The organism is Hydrocarboniphaga sp. FW305-C-57 (assembly GCF_058783045.1).
In genome coordinates this window covers 61,674-81,775 of record NZ_JBYSYG010000020.1, presented here as the reverse complement: position 1 = coordinate 81,775, position 20,102 = coordinate 61,674, and the positions used below count along the sequence as shown (strand labels likewise).

17 protein-coding genes and 1 tRNA gene are annotated in these 20,102 nt (G+C 65.7%); 11 read left to right on the top strand and 7 right to left on the bottom strand.

What is annotated here, in order from left to right:
* Positions 1-112: 112 nt before the first annotated feature.
* The 3 genes from astD to AC3WUM_RS24710 form a co-directional block, all read right to left on the bottom strand.
* Positions 113-1,597 carry a succinylglutamate-semialdehyde dehydrogenase gene (gene astD, locus AC3WUM_RS24720; protein ID WP_492413945.1) on the bottom strand — a complete coding sequence of 495 codons (1,485 nt, stop codon included), beginning with the start codon at positions 1,595-1,597 and terminating at the stop codon, positions 113-115.
* Positions 1,594-2,604, bottom strand: coding sequence for an arginine N-succinyltransferase (gene astA, locus AC3WUM_RS24715; RefSeq protein ID WP_492413943.1), 1,011 nt, complete (start codon positions 2,602-2,604; stop codon positions 1,594-1,596). Before astA ends, astD begins: the two co-directional genes overlap by 4 nt.
* Positions 2,605-2,856: 252 nt before the next feature.
* Positions 2,857-4,071, bottom strand: a complete 1,215-nt coding sequence (locus AC3WUM_RS24710) for a hydrolase (RefSeq protein ID WP_492413942.1) — start codon at positions 4,069-4,071, stop codon at positions 2,857-2,859.
* A 135-nt stretch (positions 4,072-4,206) separates the two neighbouring features.
* Between AC3WUM_RS24710 and AC3WUM_RS24705 the strand changes: the two genes are divergently transcribed.
* The 7 genes from AC3WUM_RS24705 (at position 4,207) to ald (ending at position 11,933) form a co-directional block, all read left to right on the top strand.
* Positions 4,207-5,037: a transporter substrate-binding domain-containing protein gene (locus AC3WUM_RS24705; RefSeq protein WP_492413940.1), complete on the top strand. Its 831-nt coding sequence runs from the start codon at positions 4,207-4,209 to the stop codon at positions 5,035-5,037.
* A 206-nt stretch (positions 5,038-5,243) separates the two neighbouring features.
* The gene (locus tag AC3WUM_RS24700) at positions 5,244-6,191 is read left to right on the top strand and encodes an amino acid ABC transporter permease (protein WP_492413938.1); all 948 of its coding nucleotides are present in this window, start codon (positions 5,244-5,246) and stop codon (positions 6,189-6,191) included.
* A complete protein-coding gene (locus tag AC3WUM_RS24695; protein WP_492413936.1) occupies positions 6,184-6,936 on the top strand; it encodes an amino acid ABC transporter ATP-binding protein in 753 nt (250 codons plus the stop codon). The genes AC3WUM_RS24700 and AC3WUM_RS24695 overlap by 8 nt, the downstream gene beginning before the upstream one ends.
* A gap of 43 nt (positions 6,937-6,979) precedes the next feature.
* On the top strand, positions 6,980-7,468 hold the full coding sequence (locus AC3WUM_RS24690; protein ID WP_492413934.1) for a DUF6174 domain-containing protein: 489 nt from the start codon (positions 6,980-6,982) through the stop codon (positions 7,466-7,468).
* 29 nt (positions 7,469-7,497) lie between these two features.
* A tRNA-Arg gene (locus AC3WUM_RS24685) sits at positions 7,498-7,574 on the top strand.
* 189 nt (positions 7,575-7,763) lie between these two features.
* On the top strand, positions 7,764-10,652 hold the full coding sequence (locus AC3WUM_RS24680; RefSeq protein WP_492413932.1) for a hypothetical protein: 2,889 nt from the start codon (positions 7,764-7,766) through the stop codon (positions 10,650-10,652).
* Positions 10,653-10,817: 165 nt separating this feature from the next.
* Entirely contained in the window at positions 10,818-11,933 is a 1,116-nt protein-coding gene (gene ald, locus AC3WUM_RS24675) for an alanine dehydrogenase (RefSeq protein ID WP_492413930.1), read from the top strand.
* A gap of 158 nt (positions 11,934-12,091) precedes the next feature.
* Here the strand turns inward: ald and AC3WUM_RS24670 are convergent, their stop codons facing one another.
* Positions 12,092-12,985 (bottom strand): carbon-nitrogen hydrolase, encoded by an 894-nt coding sequence (locus AC3WUM_RS24670; protein WP_492413928.1) that lies wholly within the window; start codon positions 12,983-12,985, stop codon positions 12,092-12,094.
* Positions 12,986-13,038: 53 nt separating this feature from the next.
* Complete coding sequence (locus tag AC3WUM_RS24665) at positions 13,039-14,070, bottom strand: agmatine deiminase family protein (protein WP_492413926.1); 1,032 nt, start codon at positions 14,068-14,070, stop codon at positions 13,039-13,041.
* Between the two features lie 162 nt (positions 14,071-14,232).
* Between AC3WUM_RS24665 and AC3WUM_RS24660 the strand changes: the two genes are divergently transcribed.
* Positions 14,233-14,403, top strand: a complete 171-nt coding sequence (locus AC3WUM_RS24660; protein ID WP_492413924.1) for an entericidin A/B family lipoprotein — start codon at positions 14,233-14,235, stop codon at positions 14,401-14,403.
* Between the two features lie 88 nt (positions 14,404-14,491).
* On the opposite strand, the gene AC3WUM_RS24655 is transcribed toward AC3WUM_RS24660, so the two are convergent.
* Positions 14,492-14,836 carry a phosphodiesterase gene (locus AC3WUM_RS24655; RefSeq protein WP_492413922.1) on the bottom strand — a complete coding sequence of 115 codons (345 nt, stop codon included), beginning with the start codon at positions 14,834-14,836 and terminating at the stop codon, positions 14,492-14,494.
* Between the two features lie 186 nt (positions 14,837-15,022).
* Here AC3WUM_RS24655 and AC3WUM_RS24650 point away from each other — a divergent pair, with 186 nt between their 5' ends.
* Positions 15,023-16,270 (top strand): lipoprotein-releasing ABC transporter permease subunit, encoded by a 1,248-nt coding sequence (locus AC3WUM_RS24650; RefSeq protein WP_492413920.1) that lies wholly within the window; start codon positions 15,023-15,025, stop codon positions 16,268-16,270.
* Positions 16,263-16,997, top strand: coding sequence for a lipoprotein-releasing ABC transporter ATP-binding protein LolD (lolD, locus tag AC3WUM_RS24645; protein ID WP_492413919.1), 735 nt, complete (start codon positions 16,263-16,265; stop codon positions 16,995-16,997). Before AC3WUM_RS24650 ends, lolD begins: the two co-directional genes overlap by 8 nt.
* An 18-nt stretch (positions 16,998-17,015) precedes the next feature.
* Here the strand turns inward: lolD and AC3WUM_RS24640 are convergent, their stop codons facing one another.
* Positions 17,016-17,714: a glutathione S-transferase N-terminal domain-containing protein gene (locus AC3WUM_RS24640; protein ID WP_492413917.1), complete on the bottom strand. Its 699-nt coding sequence runs from the start codon at positions 17,712-17,714 to the stop codon at positions 17,016-17,018.
* 117 nt (positions 17,715-17,831) lie between these two features.
* On the opposite strand from AC3WUM_RS24640, the gene AC3WUM_RS24635 reads away from it, so the two are divergent.
* A complete protein-coding gene (locus AC3WUM_RS24635) occupies positions 17,832-20,096 on the top strand; it encodes a DNA internalization-related competence protein ComEC/Rec2 (protein ID WP_492413915.1) in 2,265 nt (754 codons plus the stop codon).
* The last annotated feature ends 6 nt before the right edge of the window (positions 20,097-20,102 follow it).

The following is a 20,102-nucleotide window of genomic DNA, read 5'->3' as shown; positions in this document are numbered from 1 at the left end:
TTCAGATCCAGAGGGTGGTCGGGCTCGTTGGGGGGATAAACATACAAGGGTGGTCCGAAGGACCGGGAGAGGGGCTGCCCGAAAAACCAACAGCCCCAGCCGGCCTGTTCCTTCACCCCACCTCAACCCCCGGCGCAAGTTCCTTCGGCAACTCGCTGCGATCCGCCGCCATCATCGCCACCGGATACGCGCAGTAATCGGCCGCGTAATACGCGCTCGGCCGATGGTTGCCCGATTGCCCGATGCCACCGAACGGGGCCGCGCTCGAGGCGCCCGTGGTCTGGCGGTTCCAGTTGACGATGCCGGCCTTGATCTCGAGCGAAAACTGCTCCCACTGCGCGGCCGAATCCGACAGCAGCGCGGACGACAACCCGTAGCGCGTGCGGTTGGCGAGCCTAATCGCCTGATCGAACTTGTCGTAGCGGATCAGCTGCAGCAGCGGGCCGAAATATTCCTCGTCGGGCAGATGCTCGATGGCGGTCACGTCGAGCAGGGCCGGCGAGACGAAGGCCGCACCGAGCGGCAGGCGCTTCATCGTCACGATGGCCTGCGCGCCCTGCGCGATCAGCTGCGTCTGCGCGGCGAGCAACTGGTCGGCCGCGCGCACCGAGATCAGCGGGCCCATGAACGGCTGCGGGTCGTCGTCCCATGCGCCGATGCGAATCTTGCCGATCGCCGTCACCAGCGCTTCGATCAGCGCATCGCCGCTCTTGCCCTTGGGCACGAACAGGCGCCGCGCACAGGTGCAGCGCTGGCCCGACGACAGATAGGCCGATTGCAGAATGTCGTAGACCGTCGCCTTCAGATCGCCCGGAGATTGACCGAGTTCGCCGACGATCAGCGGATTGTTGCCGCCCATTTCGAGCGCGAGGATGCGGCCCGGATGCGCGGCGAACTGCTGCTGCAGCAGCAGGCCCGTGCGCGAGCTGCCCGTGAAGAACAGGCCGTCGAGATCGTGATGCTGCGCGAGCGCCTCGCCGGTGGCGCGCTCGCCTTGCAACAGTTGCAGCACGCCGGGCGGAATGCCGGCCTCCTCCCAGAGCTTCACGGTCTCCTCGGCCACGCGCGGCGTGAGCTCGCTGGGCTTGAAGATCACGCAATTGCCGGCGAGCAGGGCCGGCACGATGTGGCCGTTCGGCAAGTGCCCCGGGAAGTTGTAAGGCCCGAACACGGCGACGACGCCATGCGGGCGATGACGCAACGCGGTGCGCACGGCTCCAACTTGTCCGTCCTGCGAGCCCGTGCGCTCGTGGTAGGCCTTCACCGAAATGTCGACCTTGTTGATCATGGTCGTGACTTCGGTGCGCGTCTCCCACAGCGGCTTGCCGGTTTCCTGGCTGATGATGCTCGCAAGCGATTCCGCGTTGGCCTTGAGCTTGTCGGCGAACTTGCGCGTGATCGCTTCGCGCTCGGCGAAGCTCGTGCGGCCCCAGCGCTTGAACGCGGCGCGTGCGGCGTCCATCGCGCGCTGCACGTCGGTGGAACTGGCGGCGTTGCCTTCCCAGACCGCGTCCATCGTCGCCGGATCCAGGCTCACGAATTCGGGGCCGCCGCCGGTGTGGCGCTGGCCATCGATGAACAGCCAACCCGAGCTCATAGCGCCACCACGCGAACGGATTCGCCGGCCTGGACGCCGAGCGCCTGCGCGAGTTCGGCGCTGATGTTCACGCCCGTCTCGCCAGGCGTGAGCTGTGCGAGCGCGCAACGGAAACCATGCAGGCGATCGTTGGCGATAAGATGCGGGCTGCCGCTGCTGGTGGCGGTGATCTGGCAGGGCAGCAACTGCGATTTACGGATCGAGCGGATGTCCATGAGCGGCGCTTCCACGGTCGGGCCTCCGTCGAAGATATCGACATAGTTCTGATAGCGGAACCCTTCCTGCTCGAGCAGGTGCAGCGCGGGCGCGGTCTGCGGATGCACGCGGCCCATCACGGCCTGCGCTTCGGGCGGCAGCAGAACGGAGTAGATCGGATGCGGCGGCATCAGTTCGGCGATGAAGGCTTTGTTGCCCATGCCGACGATGTGCTCGGCGGCTTCGTAATCGATGCTGAAGAAGTGCCGGCCGAGCCCTTCCCAGAACGGCGACTGGCCTTTCTCGTCGGAGACGCCGCGCATTTCGGCGATCACTTTCTCCGAGAAGCGGGCAGGGAAGTTGCCCATGAACAGAAAGCGACACTTCGACAGCAGACGCCCCGCGCCACCGCTGCGGAATTCGGGGCGCAGATACAGCGAGCAGAGCACCGAGGTGGCGGTGTAGTCGTTCGACAGATGCAGCGTCGGAATGCGGTTGTAGACACCGAGCTCGCGATTCGCGTGCACGGTGACGCCGACGTGATAGTTGTAGAAAGGCTCGTCGAGCCCGCAGGCCGCTTCGATCGCGCAGCAGCCGCCGATCTCGCCGGTGCTGCTGTCCTCGAGCACGAACATGTAGCGCTCGTGTCCGGCGGTCTTCACGTCGGCGTCGAAGGATTGCACGGAGAGCGCGATCTTCTTGCCGAGAAAATCCTTGTCGGGCGGCAGCGAAGTGAAGCCCGCGCCGGCGGTCTGCGCCATGTGGACGAGCGCGTCGAGATCGTCGGGGCGGATGGGGCGGATGACTTTCATGGTTTAGTTATGGACGGTCGGTGTTCCGATTGCATGGATTGGAGAGCGGCGCGTATCGGATAGTGACCCTCTCTCCCCGCCTTCGGCGGGACTCTCTCCCGCAAGCGGGAGAGAGGAACGGCAGCTTGCTAACGCATCGCCGTCGGTAGAGCGCGCTCCGTGCGTGTCCCCTCTCCCGCTTGCGGGAGGGTGGTCCGAAGGACCGGGAGAGGGGCTGCTGAGAGAATGCGCGCACTCCGTCGGTGAAATGACTCACTTCCAAACCAACTCCCCGCTCGCAAGCCTCAGCAGCAACAGCGCCGACAGCTTCGCGCGCTCGCTCAGGCTCGACACCCGCATCCATTCGCGCTCCGAATGAATCTCGCCGCCGACCACGCCGAGGTTGTCGATGTTCGGCAAGCCGTGCGCGGCGAGGTTGTTGCCGTCGCAGCAGCCGCCTGTGGGCTTGAACTGCAGCTCGAGATTCAGCTCGCGGCCGCAGTCGCGGATCATCTCGGCGAGCCGTTGGTGGCGCTCGTCGAAGACCTTCGGCGGGCGCGTGAAGCCGCCGTGCAGTTCCACGCGATACCCCTCGCGCGCATTGAGCCGCGTGAGCAGCAGGTCGAGCTGATCCTGCAGCCAGCATTCGTCGGCGGGCTGCGAGGTGCGGACGTTGAATTTGAAGATGCAAAGATCCGGCACGATGTTGAGCGCCCCGCCGCCGCGCACGTAGCCCGGATTCAAGGTGACGCCTTCGCGCTGACCGTTCAGCGCGTGGATCGCGCCGATGAGTTCGGCGCTCGCGGCGATGGCGTTGCGTCCCTGCTCGGGATTGCGGCCCGCATGCGCGGCGCGCCCGTGCACGATCAGGTCGAAATTGCCGCTGCCCTTGCGCGCGGAGGCGAGATTGCCGTCGGCGTAGGCGGGCTCGTAGATCAGGCCCAGATGGTTGCGCCGAGCCGCTTCGGCGAGCAGCGGGGCCGAGCCACGGCTACCGATTTCCTCGTCCGGGTTCAGCAGTACCTCCCAGCCGATGCGATCGCGCAGCGGCGAGCGTTCGAGCGCGGCGATCGCGGCCCACATCACCAGCAGGCCGCCCTTGAGATCGGCTACGCCCGGACCGTTGAGGTGATCGGCGCCCTGTTCGGTGGTGTGCTGGAACGGGCTGTCGGCCGCGTAGACCGTGTCCATATGCCCGCAGAAGAACACCTGCAGCGGCGCCTCGGGCCGCTTGCGCAGGCGCAGGGCGTGGCCGATGGGGCGTTCGCGCTGGCTGCCGTCGTCGGCGGTGGAGCGGTAGGCGGCGAGGGCGAGTCGTTCGGCCTGCGCCTGCAGCGGCGCGTAGAGCACCTGCATGCGCGCGCCCACTGCATCGACGCCCGCGGCATTGAAGCTGCCGGAATTGATGGCGCAGAGTTGCAGCAGTTCGGCGCGCTGGGCGGGCAACTGCTCGTCTATCCATTGCAACGCGGCACGATGATCGGCCATGGCGATGACGTTCGGGATGACGGCGCATGGTAGGCGAGGTGGATCGCCACCGCCTGGGTGGAATCACCGGGTCACGATCCGGCATGTCCGATGCTAGGCTTGACCGGTTGATTCCAGGATTCGATCGAGAGTTGCATGAGACGAGGCTTGCGGGGAGGCCTGTTGGCGCTGTGCGCCGCGCTGCTGTGGCTGCCCGCCGCGGTGGCCTGGGGGCAGGGCGCCTCGACGCCGTCAGGGCCATCGGTGCTCGACGAGATCAAGGCGCGCGGCGAGCTGCGCGTGGGGCTCGAAGCGGGCTACATGCCGTTCGAGATGCGTGACAAGCGCGGCGGCATCATCGGCTTCGACGTCGACCTGGCCAAGCTCATGGCGCGCAAGCTCGGGGTCCGGCTCACGCTCGTCAATACGCAGTGGGACGGCATCATTCCGGCGCTGCTGACGGGCAAGTTCGACGTGCTGATGTCGGGCATGACGATCACCGAGGACCGCGCCAAGCAGGTCGACTTCGCCGACCCCTACATCATCATCGGCCAGAGCGTGATCATGCAGCCCAAGCTCGCCGCCACCGTGCATGGCGTCGACGATCTGAACAAGCCCGAGTTCACGGTAGTCACCAAGCTCGGCACCACGGGCGACACGGCCGCGGCCGAATACATGCCGCGCGCGCACATCATGAAGTTCGAGACCGAGGCCGAGGCCCTGCTGCAGGTGCGCAGCGGCCGCGCCCACGCTTTCGTCTACGACCTGCCGTACAACGCGGTCTACATGGCGCGCAATCCAGGCACGCTCGCGCACCTTTCCAAGCCGTTCACGCGCGAGGAGCTCGGCTGGGCGATCCGCAAGAACGATCCGCGCTGGCATGCCTGGCTCAACGATTTCCTCGCCGGCGCGCATCGCGACAAGGCCTACGATGCGCTGTATGGCAAGTGGTTCGAACGCACGGCCTGGCTCAAGCTGGTGAATTGAGATGAGCCTTGGTCATTGTGTACTCGCAGCGCCGTTCCTCTCTCCCGCGTGGGGGAGAGAGTCCCTCGCGACGGCGAGGGGAGAGAGGGGCTGCAACGAAGAGGACGCGGCTCCTTTCGGGCTAACCCTCTCTCCCCGCCTTCGGCGGGACTCTCTCCCGCTTGCGGGAGAGAGGACCAACTCCACAGCGTCGACCGGTGGCCGGCATGTCTAACCCCGCCCACCGCCGCGCCTGGACCGCCGTCTACTTCGCGATCATCGCGCTGATCATCGGCGGCATCTACGCGATGTCGACGCGCGTGAACTACGACTGGAACTGGTCCGACGTTCCGCAGTATCTCGTCAGCACCACGGGCCAGGAGCTGCGCGCTCCGTTCGACGGCTACGTGACGATCGCCGAAGACGGCAAGTCGCTCACGCTCACCGAATACGAGGGCGAGCAGAAGCAGACCTACACTGACTTCGCCGACACCTACGCGGAGAGCGGAGACCTGGTGTTCCGCGACGATCTGCTCGCGTATCAGGCCGGGCTCAAGCCGGGCATTCTGCTCGTGGGCCTGTGGATGACGCTGAAACTCTCGGCGGTGTCGCTGGTGTTCGCGTTGGTGCTCGGGCTCGTCGCCGGGCTCGGTCGCGTGGCCGACAACCCGGCCGCCAAGCGCTTGTCGTCGACCTACGTCGAGCTCATTCGCGGCACGCCGCTGCTCGTGCAGATCTTCATCGTCTATTTCTTCATCGGCACGGTGCTCAAGCTTTCGGCGTTCACGGCGGGCGTCGCGGCGCTCGCGGTGTTCACGGGCGCCTACATCGCCGAGATCGTGCGCGGGGGCATCCAGTCCGTGCCCAAGGGGCAGATGGAGGCGGCGCGCAGTCTCGGCATGGGCTACGCGCAGGCCATGCGTTACGTGATCCTGCCGCAGGCGCTCAAGAAGACATTGCCGTCGCTGGCCGGGCAGTTCATCAACCTGATCAAGGATTCGTCGCTGGTCTCGGTGATGGCGCTGACCGACCTGACCAAGGCCGGGCGCGAGATCGTGAGTTCCAACTTCCGGCCGTTCGAAGTCTGGTTCACGGTCGCGATCATGTATCTGCTGCTCACGGGCAGCCTGTCGTGGCTGGTGCGCCGGCTCGAGAAGAGGATGGCGCATGACTGAGCCCGGCCAGGAGGTGCTGATCAGAGCGACCGGCGTCGACAAGCGCTACGACAACGGCACGCAGGCGCTCAAAAACGTGGATCTGCAGGTGAGCCGAGGCGAGGTCGTCTGCATCGTCGGTCCGAGCGGCTCGGGCAAGAGCACGCTGCTGCGCACGCTCAATGCGATGGAGACGATTACGGCCGGCGAAGTGATCGTCGATGGCATTTCCGTGCATGCGCGCGGCACCGACCTGAACCGGCTGCGTACGCACGTCGGCATGGTGTTCCAGCAGTTCAATCTGTTCCCGCACATGACCGTGATCGAGAACGTGATGCTGGCCCCGATCAAGGTGCTCAAGTGCTCGCCCGTCGAGGCGCGCGAGCGGGCCGAAAAGCTGCTCGCCAAGGTGGGCCTCGCGGTGAAGGCCGTCGTGTATCCGGACCAGCTCTCGGGCGGCCAGCAGCAGCGCGTGGCGATCGCGCGGGCGCTCGCGATGCAGCCGGCGATCATGCTGTTCGACGAACCCACCAGCGCGCTCGACCCCGAAATGGTCGGCGAGGTGCTCGACGTCATGAAGAACCTCGCACGCGAAGGCATGACCATGTGCGTGGTCACGCACGAGATGGGCTTTGCGCGCGCAGTGGCCAACCGCGTGATCTTCATGGACGCCGGCCAGATCCAGTGCGAGCAGCCGCCGTCGACGTTCTTCACCGACCCATCGAGCGAGCGCCTGCGCAGTTTTCTGGGCCAGGTGCTCAAGTAGGGCCGGGTTCTTGGCCATCGGATGGCGATGACGTGGAGGGACCATGAACGCAGCTTTTCTTCGCAGCGGCCTGCGTGCCGGCATCGCACTCCTGATGCTGGCGATCGGCGCCTGCAGCGGTGGCGGCGACGATGACGAGGACACGCTCGATCGCGAGGCTTTCGAAGCCGCCCGGCAGAAATGGACCGCCGCCCGGATCGAGGACTATCAGTTCACCCTGACCAAAGACTGCTATTGCCTGAGTTCAGGCGACACCGCGGGCGCCGGGCGCTACGTGATCCAGGTGCGGGGCGGTGTCGTCGCGCAGGCTTTCGACGCGGTCACCGGCGAGTACCTCTCGGACGCGGCGGCCCGATCGCTGCCGACGCTCAGCGGGCTGTTCGACATTCTCGATCAGGCCCACGCGCGCGAGGCCGATGAGATCGAGGCTCGCTATGAGCAGACTCTCGGTTACCCGGTGGAGGTCGACATCGATTACGACGAGCGTTCGGCCGACGACGAAGTGGAATATCGCGTCAACGACTTCATGTAAGCCGACCGGCCCCGTTAAACTAGGGCCATGTCCCCGTAGCTCAGCTGGATAGAGCGCACGCCTCCTAAGCGTGAGGTCGCAGGTTCAACTCCCGCCGGGGACGCCATCTCCCAGACGCCCGCAGCCGCCAGGACGCCGCTGCCCGCCCATCGCGCCATCGGCCGCGCCCATCGAACCGAAAAGTTTTGCGACGAACCTCTCGGCGAGCATTCGCGCTGAGAACGGGTGCGTTATCCATCGCCCCGCAACGGCGGTAGCATCCGCCTGCCCATGCCGCCGCATCGTCGGAGCGATCATGAAACAACTCAAAGTCACCGCCTTGCTGATGTCGATGCTGCTGGCCGCCTGTGGCGGCGGAGGCGGCGGGTACACCGAGGGTGACGATGATGGGGGGGGAGGTGGGGGAAATCCGACCGGATCGGTCTATCGGCTCGGTATCTTGGACGGGGGCACCTTCTCATCCGGGATTATCGCGGTGTCGCAATCGCCGTTGGCTGCCGGTGGAAGCTCAGGCTTGCGGGTCGATATCGTCGATACTGCTCACGGCAACGCGCTCGTAACCGATTCCGTATCTGTTGTGTTCTCGTCGCAGTGCGTGAGCCAGAACACCGCCTCGATCTCTCCCAACCCCGTAGTGACTTCGACTGGCTCGGCTGCGGGCACCTATTCGGCACTCGGGTGCGCGGGGGACGACGTCATTACCGCAACCGCTACGATCGGCGATTCCACCATTACCGCGAGCGGCACTATCAGGGTTCAGGCCGCCCCGCCGAGCGCGATCCAATTTAGCTCGGCGACGCCTAACAACATCCGGATCAAGGGCACGGGTGATCCACAGACCTCGGTCGTCAGGTTCACGCTGACCAACAGCGCCGGTGGCCCGGTCTCGGGGCAAAGCGTGAGATTCTCGCTGGATACCGCGGCCGGTGGCATTACGCTGGCTCCGACGACGGGCACATCCAACACTTCGGGTGTTGTGCAGACCACGGTTAGCTCAGGAACGGTGGCGACCAGCGTACGAGTCACGGCCACCATCATCGATAGCGCGGGAAACCCGGTGGCGGGTATACCGCCGGCGCAGTCCGATTCGCTCGTGATCTCCACCGGCCTGGCTGACCAGGACAGTTTTTCGATCAGCGTCGGTTGTTTCAACATCGAGGGAGGGGACTACGACGGCACTACGACGAACGTGAATATCCTGGCTGCCGATCGTTTCAACAACCCGGTTCCGGACGGCACGGCGATCAGTTTTCGTGCCGAGGGTGGACAGGTCCAGCCCCAGTGCCTGACCACGGGTGGCGGCTGTTCGGTCAACTTCGCTTCGTCAAACCCCCGTACCAGCGACCATCGCGTCACCATTCTGGCAACGGCGGTGGGCGAAGAAAGCTTTACTGATGCGAATGGAAATGGTCGGTACAACTCTGGAGAGGCGTTCGTCGATTTGGGCGAAGCCTTCCTGGATAAGAACGAAAACTTTGTGCGCGACAGCGACGAGGAGTTCATCGACTTCAATAACAGCGGAAACTTCGACGCCCCCAGCGGCAATTTCACCGGCGTGTTGTGCGACAGCGGCTGCGATAGCGCGACCTCGTTGTCGGTTCGCAACTCGGTGCCGATCATCATGTCGGGTTCGGTTGCCAACATCGTGGGGCCCGGCACGATCGATCTCAGCAATGGAGCGAAGTTCGTGCAGTTCGCCGTCAGCGACAGCGCCAACCAGCCAATGCCGGGGGGGACCAAGATCGAAGCCACCACCTCGTTCGGCAGCGTGGTTGGCGATGCGTCCTACACGCAAGCCTGTTCGACATTTAACGGCCCGTTCTCGTACGGATTCGTTGTTAGGCCGCCAGACAATCAGGCCACCTCTACCAGCGGTGTGTTCACGGTCAAGGTGACGACTCCGAAAGGGGTGGTGACCAGCGCATCGGCGGCGGTGATTTACACGGTTGGGTCGACCACCACACCGCCGCCCGCCGGGCCGCTGCAGTCGATCAATTTCGTATCGGCGACGCCTACAGCGATTGGCATCAAGGGAACTGGTGTAGGGCAGCCTGAAACATCCACGGTAGTTTTCAAAGTGCTCGACAACAAGGGCGACGTAAAACCTGATCAGATCGTTACTTTCGCTTTGGACACGACAGTCGGCGGCATCACGCTGGACCGGACTTCCGCGGTGAGCGCGAGCGACGGCACGGTCTCGGTGGCGGTGTCCTCGGGCACGGTTCACACGACTGTCCGAGTGACGGCAACGGCCACCAGTGGTACGACGACGGTCAACGCTCGTTCCGATGCGCTCACCATTTCGACTGGAATTCCGGATCAGGACAGCTTCTCGCTTGCAGCCGATGTTCTCAACATCGAGGGGCAAAATCGCGATGGCGTGAAGTCGATCCTGACCGTGCGTCTGGCCGATCGATTCAACAACCCGGTGCCTGACGGAACGGCGGTGAGCTTCCGCACCGAAGGTGGCTCGGTGGAACCTCAATGTACGACAAGCGGAGGGGCGTGCAGCGTCACCTTTACCAGCCAGAATCCCCGGGTTTCCGATCATCGGTACACCATCTTGGCGACCGCCATCGGAGAAGAAAGCTTCACCGATCTGAATGGCAATGGAGCATTCGACGCCGGCGAGAGCTTTGGCGACATTACGGAGCCTTTCCTGGATCGCAACGAAAACGGGGCACGCGATCCGTCAACCGAGGAGTTTGTCGATTTCAACGGCAACGGTGTTTTCGACCCCGTCAGTGACAGTTTCACCGGCCCACTCTGCAGGACGGGCTGCGACACGGCCAAGACTCTGTTCGTCAATCAGGATATTGTGATTGTCATGTCCGGATCCACGGCGACCATTACGCCAAGTTCAACGGCACTGACTTTGAGCGCGACCAGTTCCGTGGCCTTCGAAGTGGTGATCCAGGATTCCGCCCAACAGAACATGGCAGCTGGTACCACGATCGCCGCAACGACCGATTACGGCTCTATCGCGGAGCCCGCGAGCTATACGCAGCAGGACAGCACTTTCAGTGGACGCGGAACACCGAACACCTATTCGTTTACGTTGGTTGGCTCGGGATGCGCTGGCACCGGCAACGTCACCATCACGACAACCACGCCAAGCGGCTTCATCACGCGCAAGCTGATACCTGTCACCGCTACGGGGATCGAGTGTGTTGGCGGTGGATGATGAAGTCGTATAGCAGCCAGGTGATCGGGCCACGGACAAAGGGGCAAGCTTGAGCTCTCGAGGTGGACAAACTGCGCCGATGGAGCTCTACACACTGGAGGTTTCTTCTCAGGTTCAGGCTGAGGTGCTATGGAATAATTCCCTGGGTCATCCGGAGATTATTCAATGCTCATCGGCACGCCCAAAGAAATCAAAGTCCACGAGTACCGCGTCGGCCTGACGCCGGCTGGTGTCAAGGAACTCAAGGCTCACGGGCACCAGGTGATGGTGCAGGCTGGCGCTGGCAGTGGCATCGGCATCACCGATGAGGTGTTCCGTGCCGCGGGTGCGGAGATCGTCTCGAGCGCCGAAGAAATCTTCGCGCGCGCCGAGATGGTCATCAAGGTGAAGGAGCCGCAGCCGGTCGAGTGCAAGCTGCTTCGCGAGAACCAGCTGCTGTTCACCTATCTGCACCTAGCTCCCGATCCCGCGCAAACCCAGGCGCTGGTCGAGTCTGGCTGCATCGCCATCGCGTATGAAACCGTGACCGATCCGCGCGGCGGGCTGCCGCTGCTCGCTCCGATGAGCGAAGTCGCCGGCCGCATGTCGATCCAGGCCGGAGCGCATGCGATGGAGAAGGCGCAGGGCGGCAATGGCGTGCTGCTCGGTGGCGTGCCGGGCGTCGCGGCGGCCGAGGTGCTCGTGATCGGTGGGGGCGTGGTCGGCTACAACGCGGCGCGCATCGCGGTCGGCATGGGCGCGAACGTGACGGTGCTCGATCGCTCGCTGTCGCGCCTGAATCAGCTCGATTCGCTGTTCCAGGGCCGGCTCAACACCATCTATTCGACCGTCGACGCGGTAGAGCAGTACACGCAGCAGGCCGATCTCGTGATTGGTGCGGTGCTGGTGCCGGGCGCCGCCGCGCCCAAGCTCGTCACTCGCGAGCATCTGCGTGCGATGAAGAATGGCGCGGTCATCGTCGACGTGGCGATCGACCAGGGTGGCTGCTTCGAAACCTCGCGCCCGACCACGCACCAGAACCCGACGTATCTCGAAGAAGGCGTCGTGCATTACTGCGTCGCCAACATGCCGGGCGGGGTCGCGCGTACCTCGACGTTCGCACTGACCAATGCGACCTTGCCGTTTGCGCTCGCGCTGGCGAACAAGGGCTACAAGCAGGCGCTCAAGGATGATGCGTATCTGCGCGAAGGCCTCAACGTGCACACGGGCAGGATCACGTACAAGGCCGTGGCCGAAGACTTGGGTTATGCGTATACGCCAGCGAGTGAGCTGTTGAACTGAGTCGTTGACGTTCCTCTCTCCCGCGTGCGGGAGAGAGTCCCGCCGAAGGCGGGGAGTGAGGGAACACCGTAGGTCAGCAGCGCAAGGTTCCTGCGTGCTCTCTCACCCGGCGCTGCGCGCCACCCCTCTCCCTCGAGCGGGAGAGGGGAACGGCGAAGCTAATCCCGATACCGCTTCACCATATCCTCATACGCATCGATGCGCCGGTCGCGCAGGAACGGCCACCAGCGGCGCACGTTTTCCGAGCGCGCGAGATCGACGTCGACGACGAGCGTCTCGGGCTTCTCGGTGCCGGCCTGGGCGATGAATTCGCCCTGCGGGCCGACCGCGAAGCTCGATCCCCAGAACGTCGCGCCCTTGAGCGAGCCGGTCGGGTCGGACTCGTGGCCGCAGCGATTCGCGACGATCACGGGCAGGCCGTTGGCGACCGCGTGCGAGCGCTGGATGGTGATCCAGGCATCGCGCTGGCGGGCCTGCTCTTCCTGCGTGTCTTCGGGGTTCCAGCCGATCGCGGTCGGATAGAACAGCAGGTCCGCGCCGGCCAGCGCCATCAGCCGCGCGCCTTCGGGATACCACTGATCCCAGCAGACCAGGATGCCGAGCTTGCCGAGGCTGGTTTCGATCGGCTTGAAGCCCAGGTCGCCCGGCGTGAAGTAGAACTTCTCGTAGTAGCCCGGATCGTCCGGGATGTGCATCTTGCGATACACGCCGGCGAGGCTACCGTTGCTCTCGAGCACGACGGCGGTGTTGTGATAAAGCCCCGGCGCGCGGCGCTCGAACAGCGAGCCGATGATGACGATGCCGAGCTCCTTGGCGAGTTCGCCGAGGAATTTCGTCGACGGCCCCGGAATCGGCTCGGCCAGGTCGAACAGCTCGGTCGACTCGTGCTGGCAGAAATACAGGCCCGTGTGCAGCTCCTGCAGCAGCACGAGCTGCGCGCCACGCGCCGCGGCGTCGCGCACGGCGGCGGCCGAGACCGAGAGATTGTGTTCGCGATCGTCGGTGCAGGCTTGCTGGACGATGCCGACGCGCAGGGTTTTCTTCGATGCCATGGGTCTTCTACCTCAATTCAAAACCGCTCAGCGAAACCGCTCAGCGAAACCGCTCAGCCGCGTGCGGGCGCCTGCGGAATCTGCATGGTCACGCAGTGCAGGCCGCCGTACTGCAGGATGAGGGCGCGGCAGTCGATGCCAAGCACTTCGCGGTCCTCGAAAACCTCACGCAGCTTCGACAGCGCGGGCTCGTCGTTGGCGTCGCCGTAGATCGGTACGAGCACGCAGTTGTTCATGATCAGGAAGTTCGCATAGCCGGCCGGCAGGCGCTGGCCGTCTTCGTCGAAGATCGGAGCGGGCAGCGGCAGTTCGACGAGATCGTACGGGCTGCCGTCGCGCGTGCGCAGCGCGGCGAGTTCGTCGGCGAGGGCCTTCAAGTCTTCGTAATGCGCGTCGGACGGATCGCTGCAGCCCTGGTACGCGATCGTGTGCGCATCGCAGAAGCGGGCGATGGTGTCGACGTGGCCGTCGGTGTCGTCGCCGAGCAGGTCGCCGTGCTTGAGCCAGAGCACGCGCTCGATGCCGAATTCGCGCTTGAGCACGGCTTCGATGCCTTCGCGCGTCAGCTGCGGGTTGCGCGTCGGCGCGAGCAGGCAGCGCTCGGTGGTCAGCAGGGCGCCGCAGCCGTCGACTTCGATACCGCCGCCTTCGAGTACGAAATCCACCGTCTCGACCGGCGCGCTCCAGGCGCCGAGGCCGGCGAGCTTGCGCGTGAGCGCATTGTCGCGCTCCGCCGAGAACTTGTTGCCCCAGCCGTTGAAGGTGAAATCCAGGTGCACGAGCCGGCCGTCGCGAATCACCGTGATCGGGCCGTGGTCGCGGGCCCAGACGTCGTCGGATTCGACGCGGTAGACGCGCAGCCGCGCCGGATGCGCCCCGGCCTGGATCAGCCGGTCGCGCAGCTTGGCCGGATCGAGCCCGTAGTTGATGTGCACTTCCTGGTGCCGGCTGACGGCGACCGCGATGGCGACGAAATTGGCTTCCACGGCCTCGAAGTGGCGCGCGAAATCACCGTCGGCGCGCGGCCAGGTCAGCATCACGGCGGACTGGGGAGCCCATTCGGGCGGCAGGAAATTACGGGGCATGGCCTTGAATCGGGGAGCGGCGAGGGCCGCGACCTTACACCGGAATGATGTCAGCGGGAATGCGGCCGGGCGCCGGCCGGAAACCGTTCAGTTGTTCGAGGGCATGCTGCCGGCGGGCCTCGAGCCCGTCACGAAAAGCAGCACCCAACGAAAGGACTCGTCATGAAAACCTTCAAACCGCTGTTCGGCACCGCCGCGACCCTGCTGATGCTCACGGGCTCGCTGTTCCTGACCGCCTGCAACACCATGGAAGGCGCTGGCAAAGACATCGAGGCTGGCGGTGAAGCGATCCAGAAGTGCGCGGATACGACCGATCCGTCCTGCAAGCGCTGAGTAGTCCAAGCCGACCACGGGGCGGGTCGCGCCTGCCTGCCGCCGTCCGAGCAACGGCGTGTGGCGGGTCTCGACCCGCCTTCGTCCCTCAACCTCCGCTGAGACCGTCGCGCCGGGCGAGCGGAGCCGGTGCGTCCGGCCTTACCGCGTGAATCACGTGCTGGTTCTCGAAGAACACCGAGAAGCCATCGTAATCCCAGCGCGTGATCGGGGGATGCCGGGGTGAATCCCCTCCCACCGCCGCGTGACGCTGCCTGGGCTCGCCGAATTGCCGGCTGACGGCCTGCATGCTCTCGCCTTTGTCCGGCAGGCCGCCCGACGCGGGTGCTGCAGTCGCAATCGGAGTGGGCTGCGAGCCTGCCGGCATCACGAGTTCCTCCGCCTGGGCCGACATCGCGGCGAGCATCGACAACAGGGCTGCGGGCTTGATCATGGCAAGGGCTCGTCGAAGCGCATGGCCGAACTATAACCATTGCCAGCCGCAACGAACGGGACCTGCGCGACACCTGGGCGCAGGACGGTGATCGACGGCGTGCTGGGCCTTCACCTCGTCCCGATTTCGCAGCAGGTGCCTCCGCTCGCGACTGAGCCGAGGGCTCCTATGATCTAATGCCCGCCCATGCGACACCCCTACGAACTCTTCGCCGGCCTGCGTTACACGCGGGCCAAGCGGCGTAATCACTTCATATCGTTCATCTCGTTCGCCTCGATGCTCGGCATCGGCATCGGCGTGACCGCGCTGATCACCGTGCTCTCGGTCATGAACGGCTTCGAGCGCGAGCTGCGCACGCGCATCCTCGGCATGGCCTCACACGCCACGATCTCGGCCTTCGAAGGCGGGCTCGCCGACTGGTCCGGTGTGGCGGACACGGTGCGCAAGAATCCCGACGTCGAGGCCGTGGCTCCCTACGTCGAAGGCGAGGGCATGCTGCGGCTCGGCAGCGGGCTGTCGGGCACGATGCTGCGCGGCGTGCTGCCCGGCGAGGAGCGCGGCGTTTCCGATATCGGCGACAAGATGGTCGCGGGCTCGCTCGACGATCTCAAGGCCGGCTCGTTCAACATCGTCATCGGCTACGAGCTCGCGCAGGTGCTCGGGGTGACGCCGGGCGACAAGGTCGATCTCATGATTCCGCAGGCCAGCGTGACGCCGGCCGGCGTGCTGCCGCGCTTCCGGCGCTTCACTGTGTCGGGCATCTTCAAGGTCGGCATGTACGAGTTCGATCGCACGCTCGTGCTGATCCATCTCGGCGATGCGCAATCGCTGTACCGCATGGGCGACACCGTGACCGGCGTGCGCATCAAGCTGCACGACATGTTCAAGGCGCCGGCGGTGTCGCGCGAGCTCGCCGGGCAGCTGCAAGGCATCTATTACGTCAACGACTGGACGCGCAGCCACGCGAATTTCTTCAGCGCGGTGGCGACCGAGAAGATGGTGATGTTCATCATCCTGTCGCTGATCGTCGGCGTCGCCGCGTTCAACATCGTCTCGACGCTGGTGATGGTGGTGCAGGACAAGCAGGCCGACATCGCGATCCTGCGCACGCTCGGCGCGAGCCCTCGTTCGATCATGGCGATCTTCATGGTGCAGGGCTCGCTGATCGGCATCATCGGCACGGTGATCGGCGTGGTCGGCGGCGTAAGCCTGGCGCTCAACGTCGAGCGCCTCGTGCCGCTGCTGCAGGCGCTGACCGGGCATCAGTTCCTGTCGCCCGAGGTCTACTACATCAGCGACCTGCCGTCCGAGCTCAAGTCCAGCGACGTGATCCGCATCAGCATGCTGTCGCTCGCGCTGGGCCTGCTGTCGACGCTGTATCCGGCCTGGCGCGCTTCGCGCGTGCAGCCGGCCGAAGCGCTGCGCTATGAATAGGAACCCGACTACCGTGACCGGCGAAACGCCCATCATCCGCGCCAAGGGCCTGTCGAAGACCTTCGACGACGGCCGCTTGAATCTCAAGGTGCTCGACAACGTCGACTTCGAACTGCGCCGCGGCGAGCGCGTGGCCATCGTCGGCGCCTCGGGCAGCGGCAAATCGACGCTGCTGCACGTGCTCGGCGGGCTCGATTCGCCGACGGCGGGCGAAGTGTTCGTCGCGGGCGAGCGCATGTCGGCGTTGTCGGATGCGGCGCGCGGGCAGCTGCGCAACCAGCGGCTCGGCTTCGTCTACCAGTTTCATCACCTGCTGCCCGAGTTCACCGCGCTCGAGAACGTGATGATGCCGCTGCTGATCCGGCGCACGGAGCTCGCCAGCGCGCGCAAGCAGGCCGGCGATCTGCTCGAGCGCGTCGGCCTCGGCCAGCGTTTGCAGCACAAGCCCGGCGAGCTGTCGGGCGGCGAACGCCAGCGCGCCGCGGTCGCGCGCGCGCTCGTGACCAAGCCCGACTGTGTGCTCGCCGACGAGCCGACCGGCAACCTCGACTCCCGCACGGCCGATCGCGTATTCGAGCTCATGCTCGAGCTCAATCGCGAACTCGGCACCAGCCTCGTCGTCGTGACCCACGACCTCGGCCTGGCCTCGCGCATGGATCGCATCTGGACGCTCGATACGGGCCGCCTGCAGCGGCACGACGAGTTGACCGGTACGTCGCCGGGCTGAACGAGACCCTAGGGTTTCTCAGGACGGAATCGTCAATCCACGAACCACCGCCGGCCGCGCAACGAAGGCATCGAGCACGCGGCGCACGTTCTTGAAGCGCTCGAAGCCGACGATCTCGCCGGCGCCGTAGAAGCCGATCAGATTGCGCACCCACGGAAACACCGCGATGTCCGCGATCGTGTACTCGTCGCCGATGAGCCAGCGGCGCGACTCGAGATGCCGATCGAGCACGCCGAGCAGGCGCTGGCTCTCGGCCACGTAGCGATCGCGTGGGCGCTTGTCCTCGTAGTCCTTGCCGGCGAACTTATGGAAGAAGCCGAGCTGCCCGAACATCGGTCCGACACCGCCCATCTGGAACATCAGCCACTGCAGCGTCTCGTAGCGCCGGGCCGCATCGCGCGGCATCAGCTGGCCGGTCTTGTCGGCCAGGTAGACCAGGATCGCGCCAGATTCGAACAAGGCCAGCGGCTGGCCGTCGGGGCCGTTCGGATCGAGGATCGCCGGAATCTTGTTGTTCGGATTCAGCGACAGGAACTCCGGTGAGAGCTGGTCCTGGGTATCGAAGCTGACCTTGTGCACCTCGTAGGGCAAGCCGGTTTCTTCGAGCGCGATCGACACCTTGACGCCATTGGGCGTCGGCAGCGAGTAGAGCTGCAGGCGATCGGGATGCTGGGCGGGCCATTTCCGCGTGATCGGGAAGGCGGAGAGATCGGTCATGTCGGAGCTCGTGTCCAGGGAAGCGCCAGAGTGTAGTGGGCGCCCGGCGGGCTCGCTCGACCGCGGCTTGTGACGTGCAGCGCGTTGCGCATTGCGCCGCCTCGCTACGCTGGCGTGATGACGCTGCCTCGTTCCGCCCGAAGTCCGATCGCGCTGGCCCTGCCGTTCACGCTCGGCATTCTGGCCGTGCATGCGCTGCGCGAACTGCCGGCCGCGTGGATGCTCGGCCTGCTCGCGATTCCGGCGCTGCTGCCATGGCGCGGACGGGCTATCTACGCGCTGTTCGTGCTCGGCGTGCTCTGGTGTGTCTGGCGCGTGCAGGACGATCTCGCGCTGCGATGGCCGCCGTCGCGGCACAACGAAACGATCGAGTTGCGCGGCCACGTCGCGGCGCTGCCCGAGCGCGATGAAATCGATGGCGAGCGACGCTGGCGTTTCCAGTTTCGCGCGGACGATGCGTCGATTCCGCTGATTCGCGCCTCCTGGTATCGCGCGCCCGTCGAGCTCGAGGCGGGCGAGTGCTGGCGCCTGGCGCTGCGCATGCGCACGCCGCATGGCTCGATGAATCCGCGGGCTTTCGATTACGAGGCCTGGCTGTTCCGCGAAGGCGTCGGAGCGCTCGCGAGCGTGCAGTCGGGCGAGCGCTGCGAAGGCCTGAGCGGTCCGCCCTGGCTGCTGATGCGCCAGCGTCTGCGCGACCGCCTGCACGCCGCCTTGCCCGGACATCCGGGCCTGGCCCTGCTCGCGGCGCTGACGATCGGAGACGACTCCGCGATCACGCCCCGTGATTGGGACGTGTTCCGGCAAACCGGGACGACGCACCTCGTGGCGATCTCCGGCTTCAACGTCGCCATCGGCGCGAGCGTGGCGTTCTTCCTCGGCCGCTGGCTGTGGGCCCTGTGGCCGCCGCTGTGCCTGCGCCTGCCCACGCAGAAAGCCGGCATGGTCGCGGCCGCCGTTGCCGGCGTCGCCTATGCGTTCCTGGCCGGCTGGGAGCCGCCGGTGCAGCGTGCCGCGCTGATGCTCGGCTTTCTGCTCGGAGCGGCCTGGTTCGATCGGCTGCAGCATCCGTTTAGGGTGCTCGCACTGGCCTGGATCGCGGTGCTGCTGGTCGACCCCGAAGCGGTGCTGAGCCCCGGGCTGTGGCTGTCGTTCGGGGCCGTAGGCCTGATTTTCTACCTGACCCTGCATCGGCTCGCGGCCGCGCCGTTCTGGGTCGAAGCCCTGCGCGTGCAGGCGGCACTGACGCTCGGGCTGCTGCCGCTGAGCCTCGGCTGGTTTCACGGCATGGGCTGGAGCGCGCTGCCGGTGAACCTGATCGCGGTGCCGCTGGTGGCCGTCGTCACCCCGATCGCGCTCGCGGCCTTGCTGCTCGACTGGATCTGGCCCTGGTTCGGAACGCCGCTGCTCGGGCTCACGGCCTCGGCGTTGTCGGAACTCCAGCGCTACCTGCAGGCGCTGGCCGCGTGGACCGAAGCCGGCTGGTGGGCCGCGAGCCCGCCGTTGCCGGCACTCGCGCTGGCCCTGCTCGGCGCCCTGTTGCTGCTCGCGCCGCGCGGTTTGCCGACGCGCCCGCTCGGCCTGCTGTGCCTGCTGCCGCTGCTATGGCCGCCGCAACCGGCGCCCGCGCGCGGTTTCGAAGTCGCCGTGCTCGATGTCGGTCAGGGCTTGTCGGCGGTCGTGCAAACTGCAGGCCACACACTGCTTTACGACGCCGGTCCGGCGATCGAAGAGGGCTTCGACGCGGGCGAAAGCGTGGTCGTGCCGTATCTGCTCGGGCGCGGGATTCGCAGGCTCGATGCGCTCGTGATTTCGCACGAGGATCGTGATCACGCCGGTGGCCTCGAGGCGGTTCGGCGTTTCGTCGGCGCGAAGGCCGAATACGGTGCGCTGACGGCCCAGCCTTGCCGCGACGGCCAGGCCTGGAACTGGGACGGAGTGGAGTTCCTCATGCTGCACCCGGACGAAGGGCCGTGGTCGGACAACGAGGGCTCGTGCGTGCTGCTCGTGAGCGATGGAACGCGCCGCCTGCTGCTGGCCGGCGACATCGAGCGCAAGGCCGAGCGACGGCTGATCGAGCGGCATCCCGAAGAGATCGCCGCCGATCTGCTCGTCGCCCCGCATCACGGAAGCAAGAGCTCGTCGTCGCAGGCTTTCGTCGAGGCGGTAAGGCCGAAAGTGGTGCTCTACGGGGCCGGCTGGCGCAGCCGCTTCGGGCATCCGCGTCCCGAAGTCGTGGCCCGGTATGCCGCGATCGGGGCCGAACAGCGGGTCACCGGCGTGGAGGGCGCGTTGTTCGCAATACCGACGGACGACGGCTGGGCCGTCGAAGGCTACCGCGAGCGGACGCTGCGCTGGTGGAACGCGCCCGCGGAGCCTTGATAGGGA

What these genes read in the sequence shown, in the direction of transcription:
- astD (WP_492413945.1), bottom strand. Translation starts at nt 1,597, where the DNA reads ATGAGCTCGGGTTGGCTGTTCATCGATGGCCAGCGCCACACCGGCGGC.
- astA (WP_492413943.1), bottom strand. Translation starts at nt 2,604, where the DNA reads ATGAAAGTCATCCGCCCCATCCGCCCCGACGATCTCGACGCGCTCGTC.
- AC3WUM_RS24710 (WP_492413942.1), bottom strand. Translation starts at nt 4,071, where the DNA reads ATGGCCGATCATCGTGCCGCGTTGCAATGGATAGACGAGCAGTTGCCC.
- AC3WUM_RS24705 (WP_492413940.1), top strand. Translation starts at nt 4,207, where the DNA reads ATGAGACGAGGCTTGCGGGGAGGCCTGTTGGCGCTGTGCGCCGCGCTG.
- AC3WUM_RS24700 (WP_492413938.1), top strand. Translation starts at nt 5,244, where the DNA reads ATGTCTAACCCCGCCCACCGCCGCGCCTGGACCGCCGTCTACTTCGCG.
- AC3WUM_RS24695 (WP_492413936.1), top strand. Translation starts at nt 6,184, where the DNA reads ATGACTGAGCCCGGCCAGGAGGTGCTGATCAGAGCGACCGGCGTCGAC.
- AC3WUM_RS24690 (WP_492413934.1), top strand. Translation starts at nt 6,980, where the DNA reads ATGAACGCAGCTTTTCTTCGCAGCGGCCTGCGTGCCGGCATCGCACTC.
- AC3WUM_RS24680 (WP_492413932.1), top strand. Translation starts at nt 7,764, where the DNA reads ATGAAACAACTCAAAGTCACCGCCTTGCTGATGTCGATGCTGCTGGCC.
- ald (WP_492413930.1), top strand. Translation starts at nt 10,818, where the DNA reads ATGCTCATCGGCACGCCCAAAGAAATCAAAGTCCACGAGTACCGCGTC.
- AC3WUM_RS24670 (WP_492413928.1), bottom strand. Translation starts at nt 12,985, where the DNA reads ATGGCATCGAAGAAAACCCTGCGCGTCGGCATCGTCCAGCAAGCCTGC.
- AC3WUM_RS24665 (WP_492413926.1), bottom strand. Translation starts at nt 14,070, where the DNA reads ATGCCCCGTAATTTCCTGCCGCCCGAATGGGCTCCCCAGTCCGCCGTG.
- AC3WUM_RS24660 (WP_492413924.1), top strand. Translation starts at nt 14,233, where the DNA reads ATGAAAACCTTCAAACCGCTGTTCGGCACCGCCGCGACCCTGCTGATG.
- AC3WUM_RS24655 (WP_492413922.1), bottom strand. Translation starts at nt 14,836, where the DNA reads ATGATCAAGCCCGCAGCCCTGTTGTCGATGCTCGCCGCGATGTCGGCC.
- AC3WUM_RS24650 (WP_492413920.1), top strand. Translation starts at nt 15,023, where the DNA reads ATGCGACACCCCTACGAACTCTTCGCCGGCCTGCGTTACACGCGGGCC.
- lolD (WP_492413919.1), top strand. Translation starts at nt 16,263, where the DNA reads ATGAATAGGAACCCGACTACCGTGACCGGCGAAACGCCCATCATCCGC.
- AC3WUM_RS24640 (WP_492413917.1), bottom strand. Translation starts at nt 17,714, where the DNA reads ATGACCGATCTCTCCGCCTTCCCGATCACGCGGAAATGGCCCGCCCAG.
- AC3WUM_RS24635 (WP_492413915.1), top strand. Translation starts at nt 17,832, where the DNA reads ATGACGCTGCCTCGTTCCGCCCGAAGTCCGATCGCGCTGGCCCTGCCG.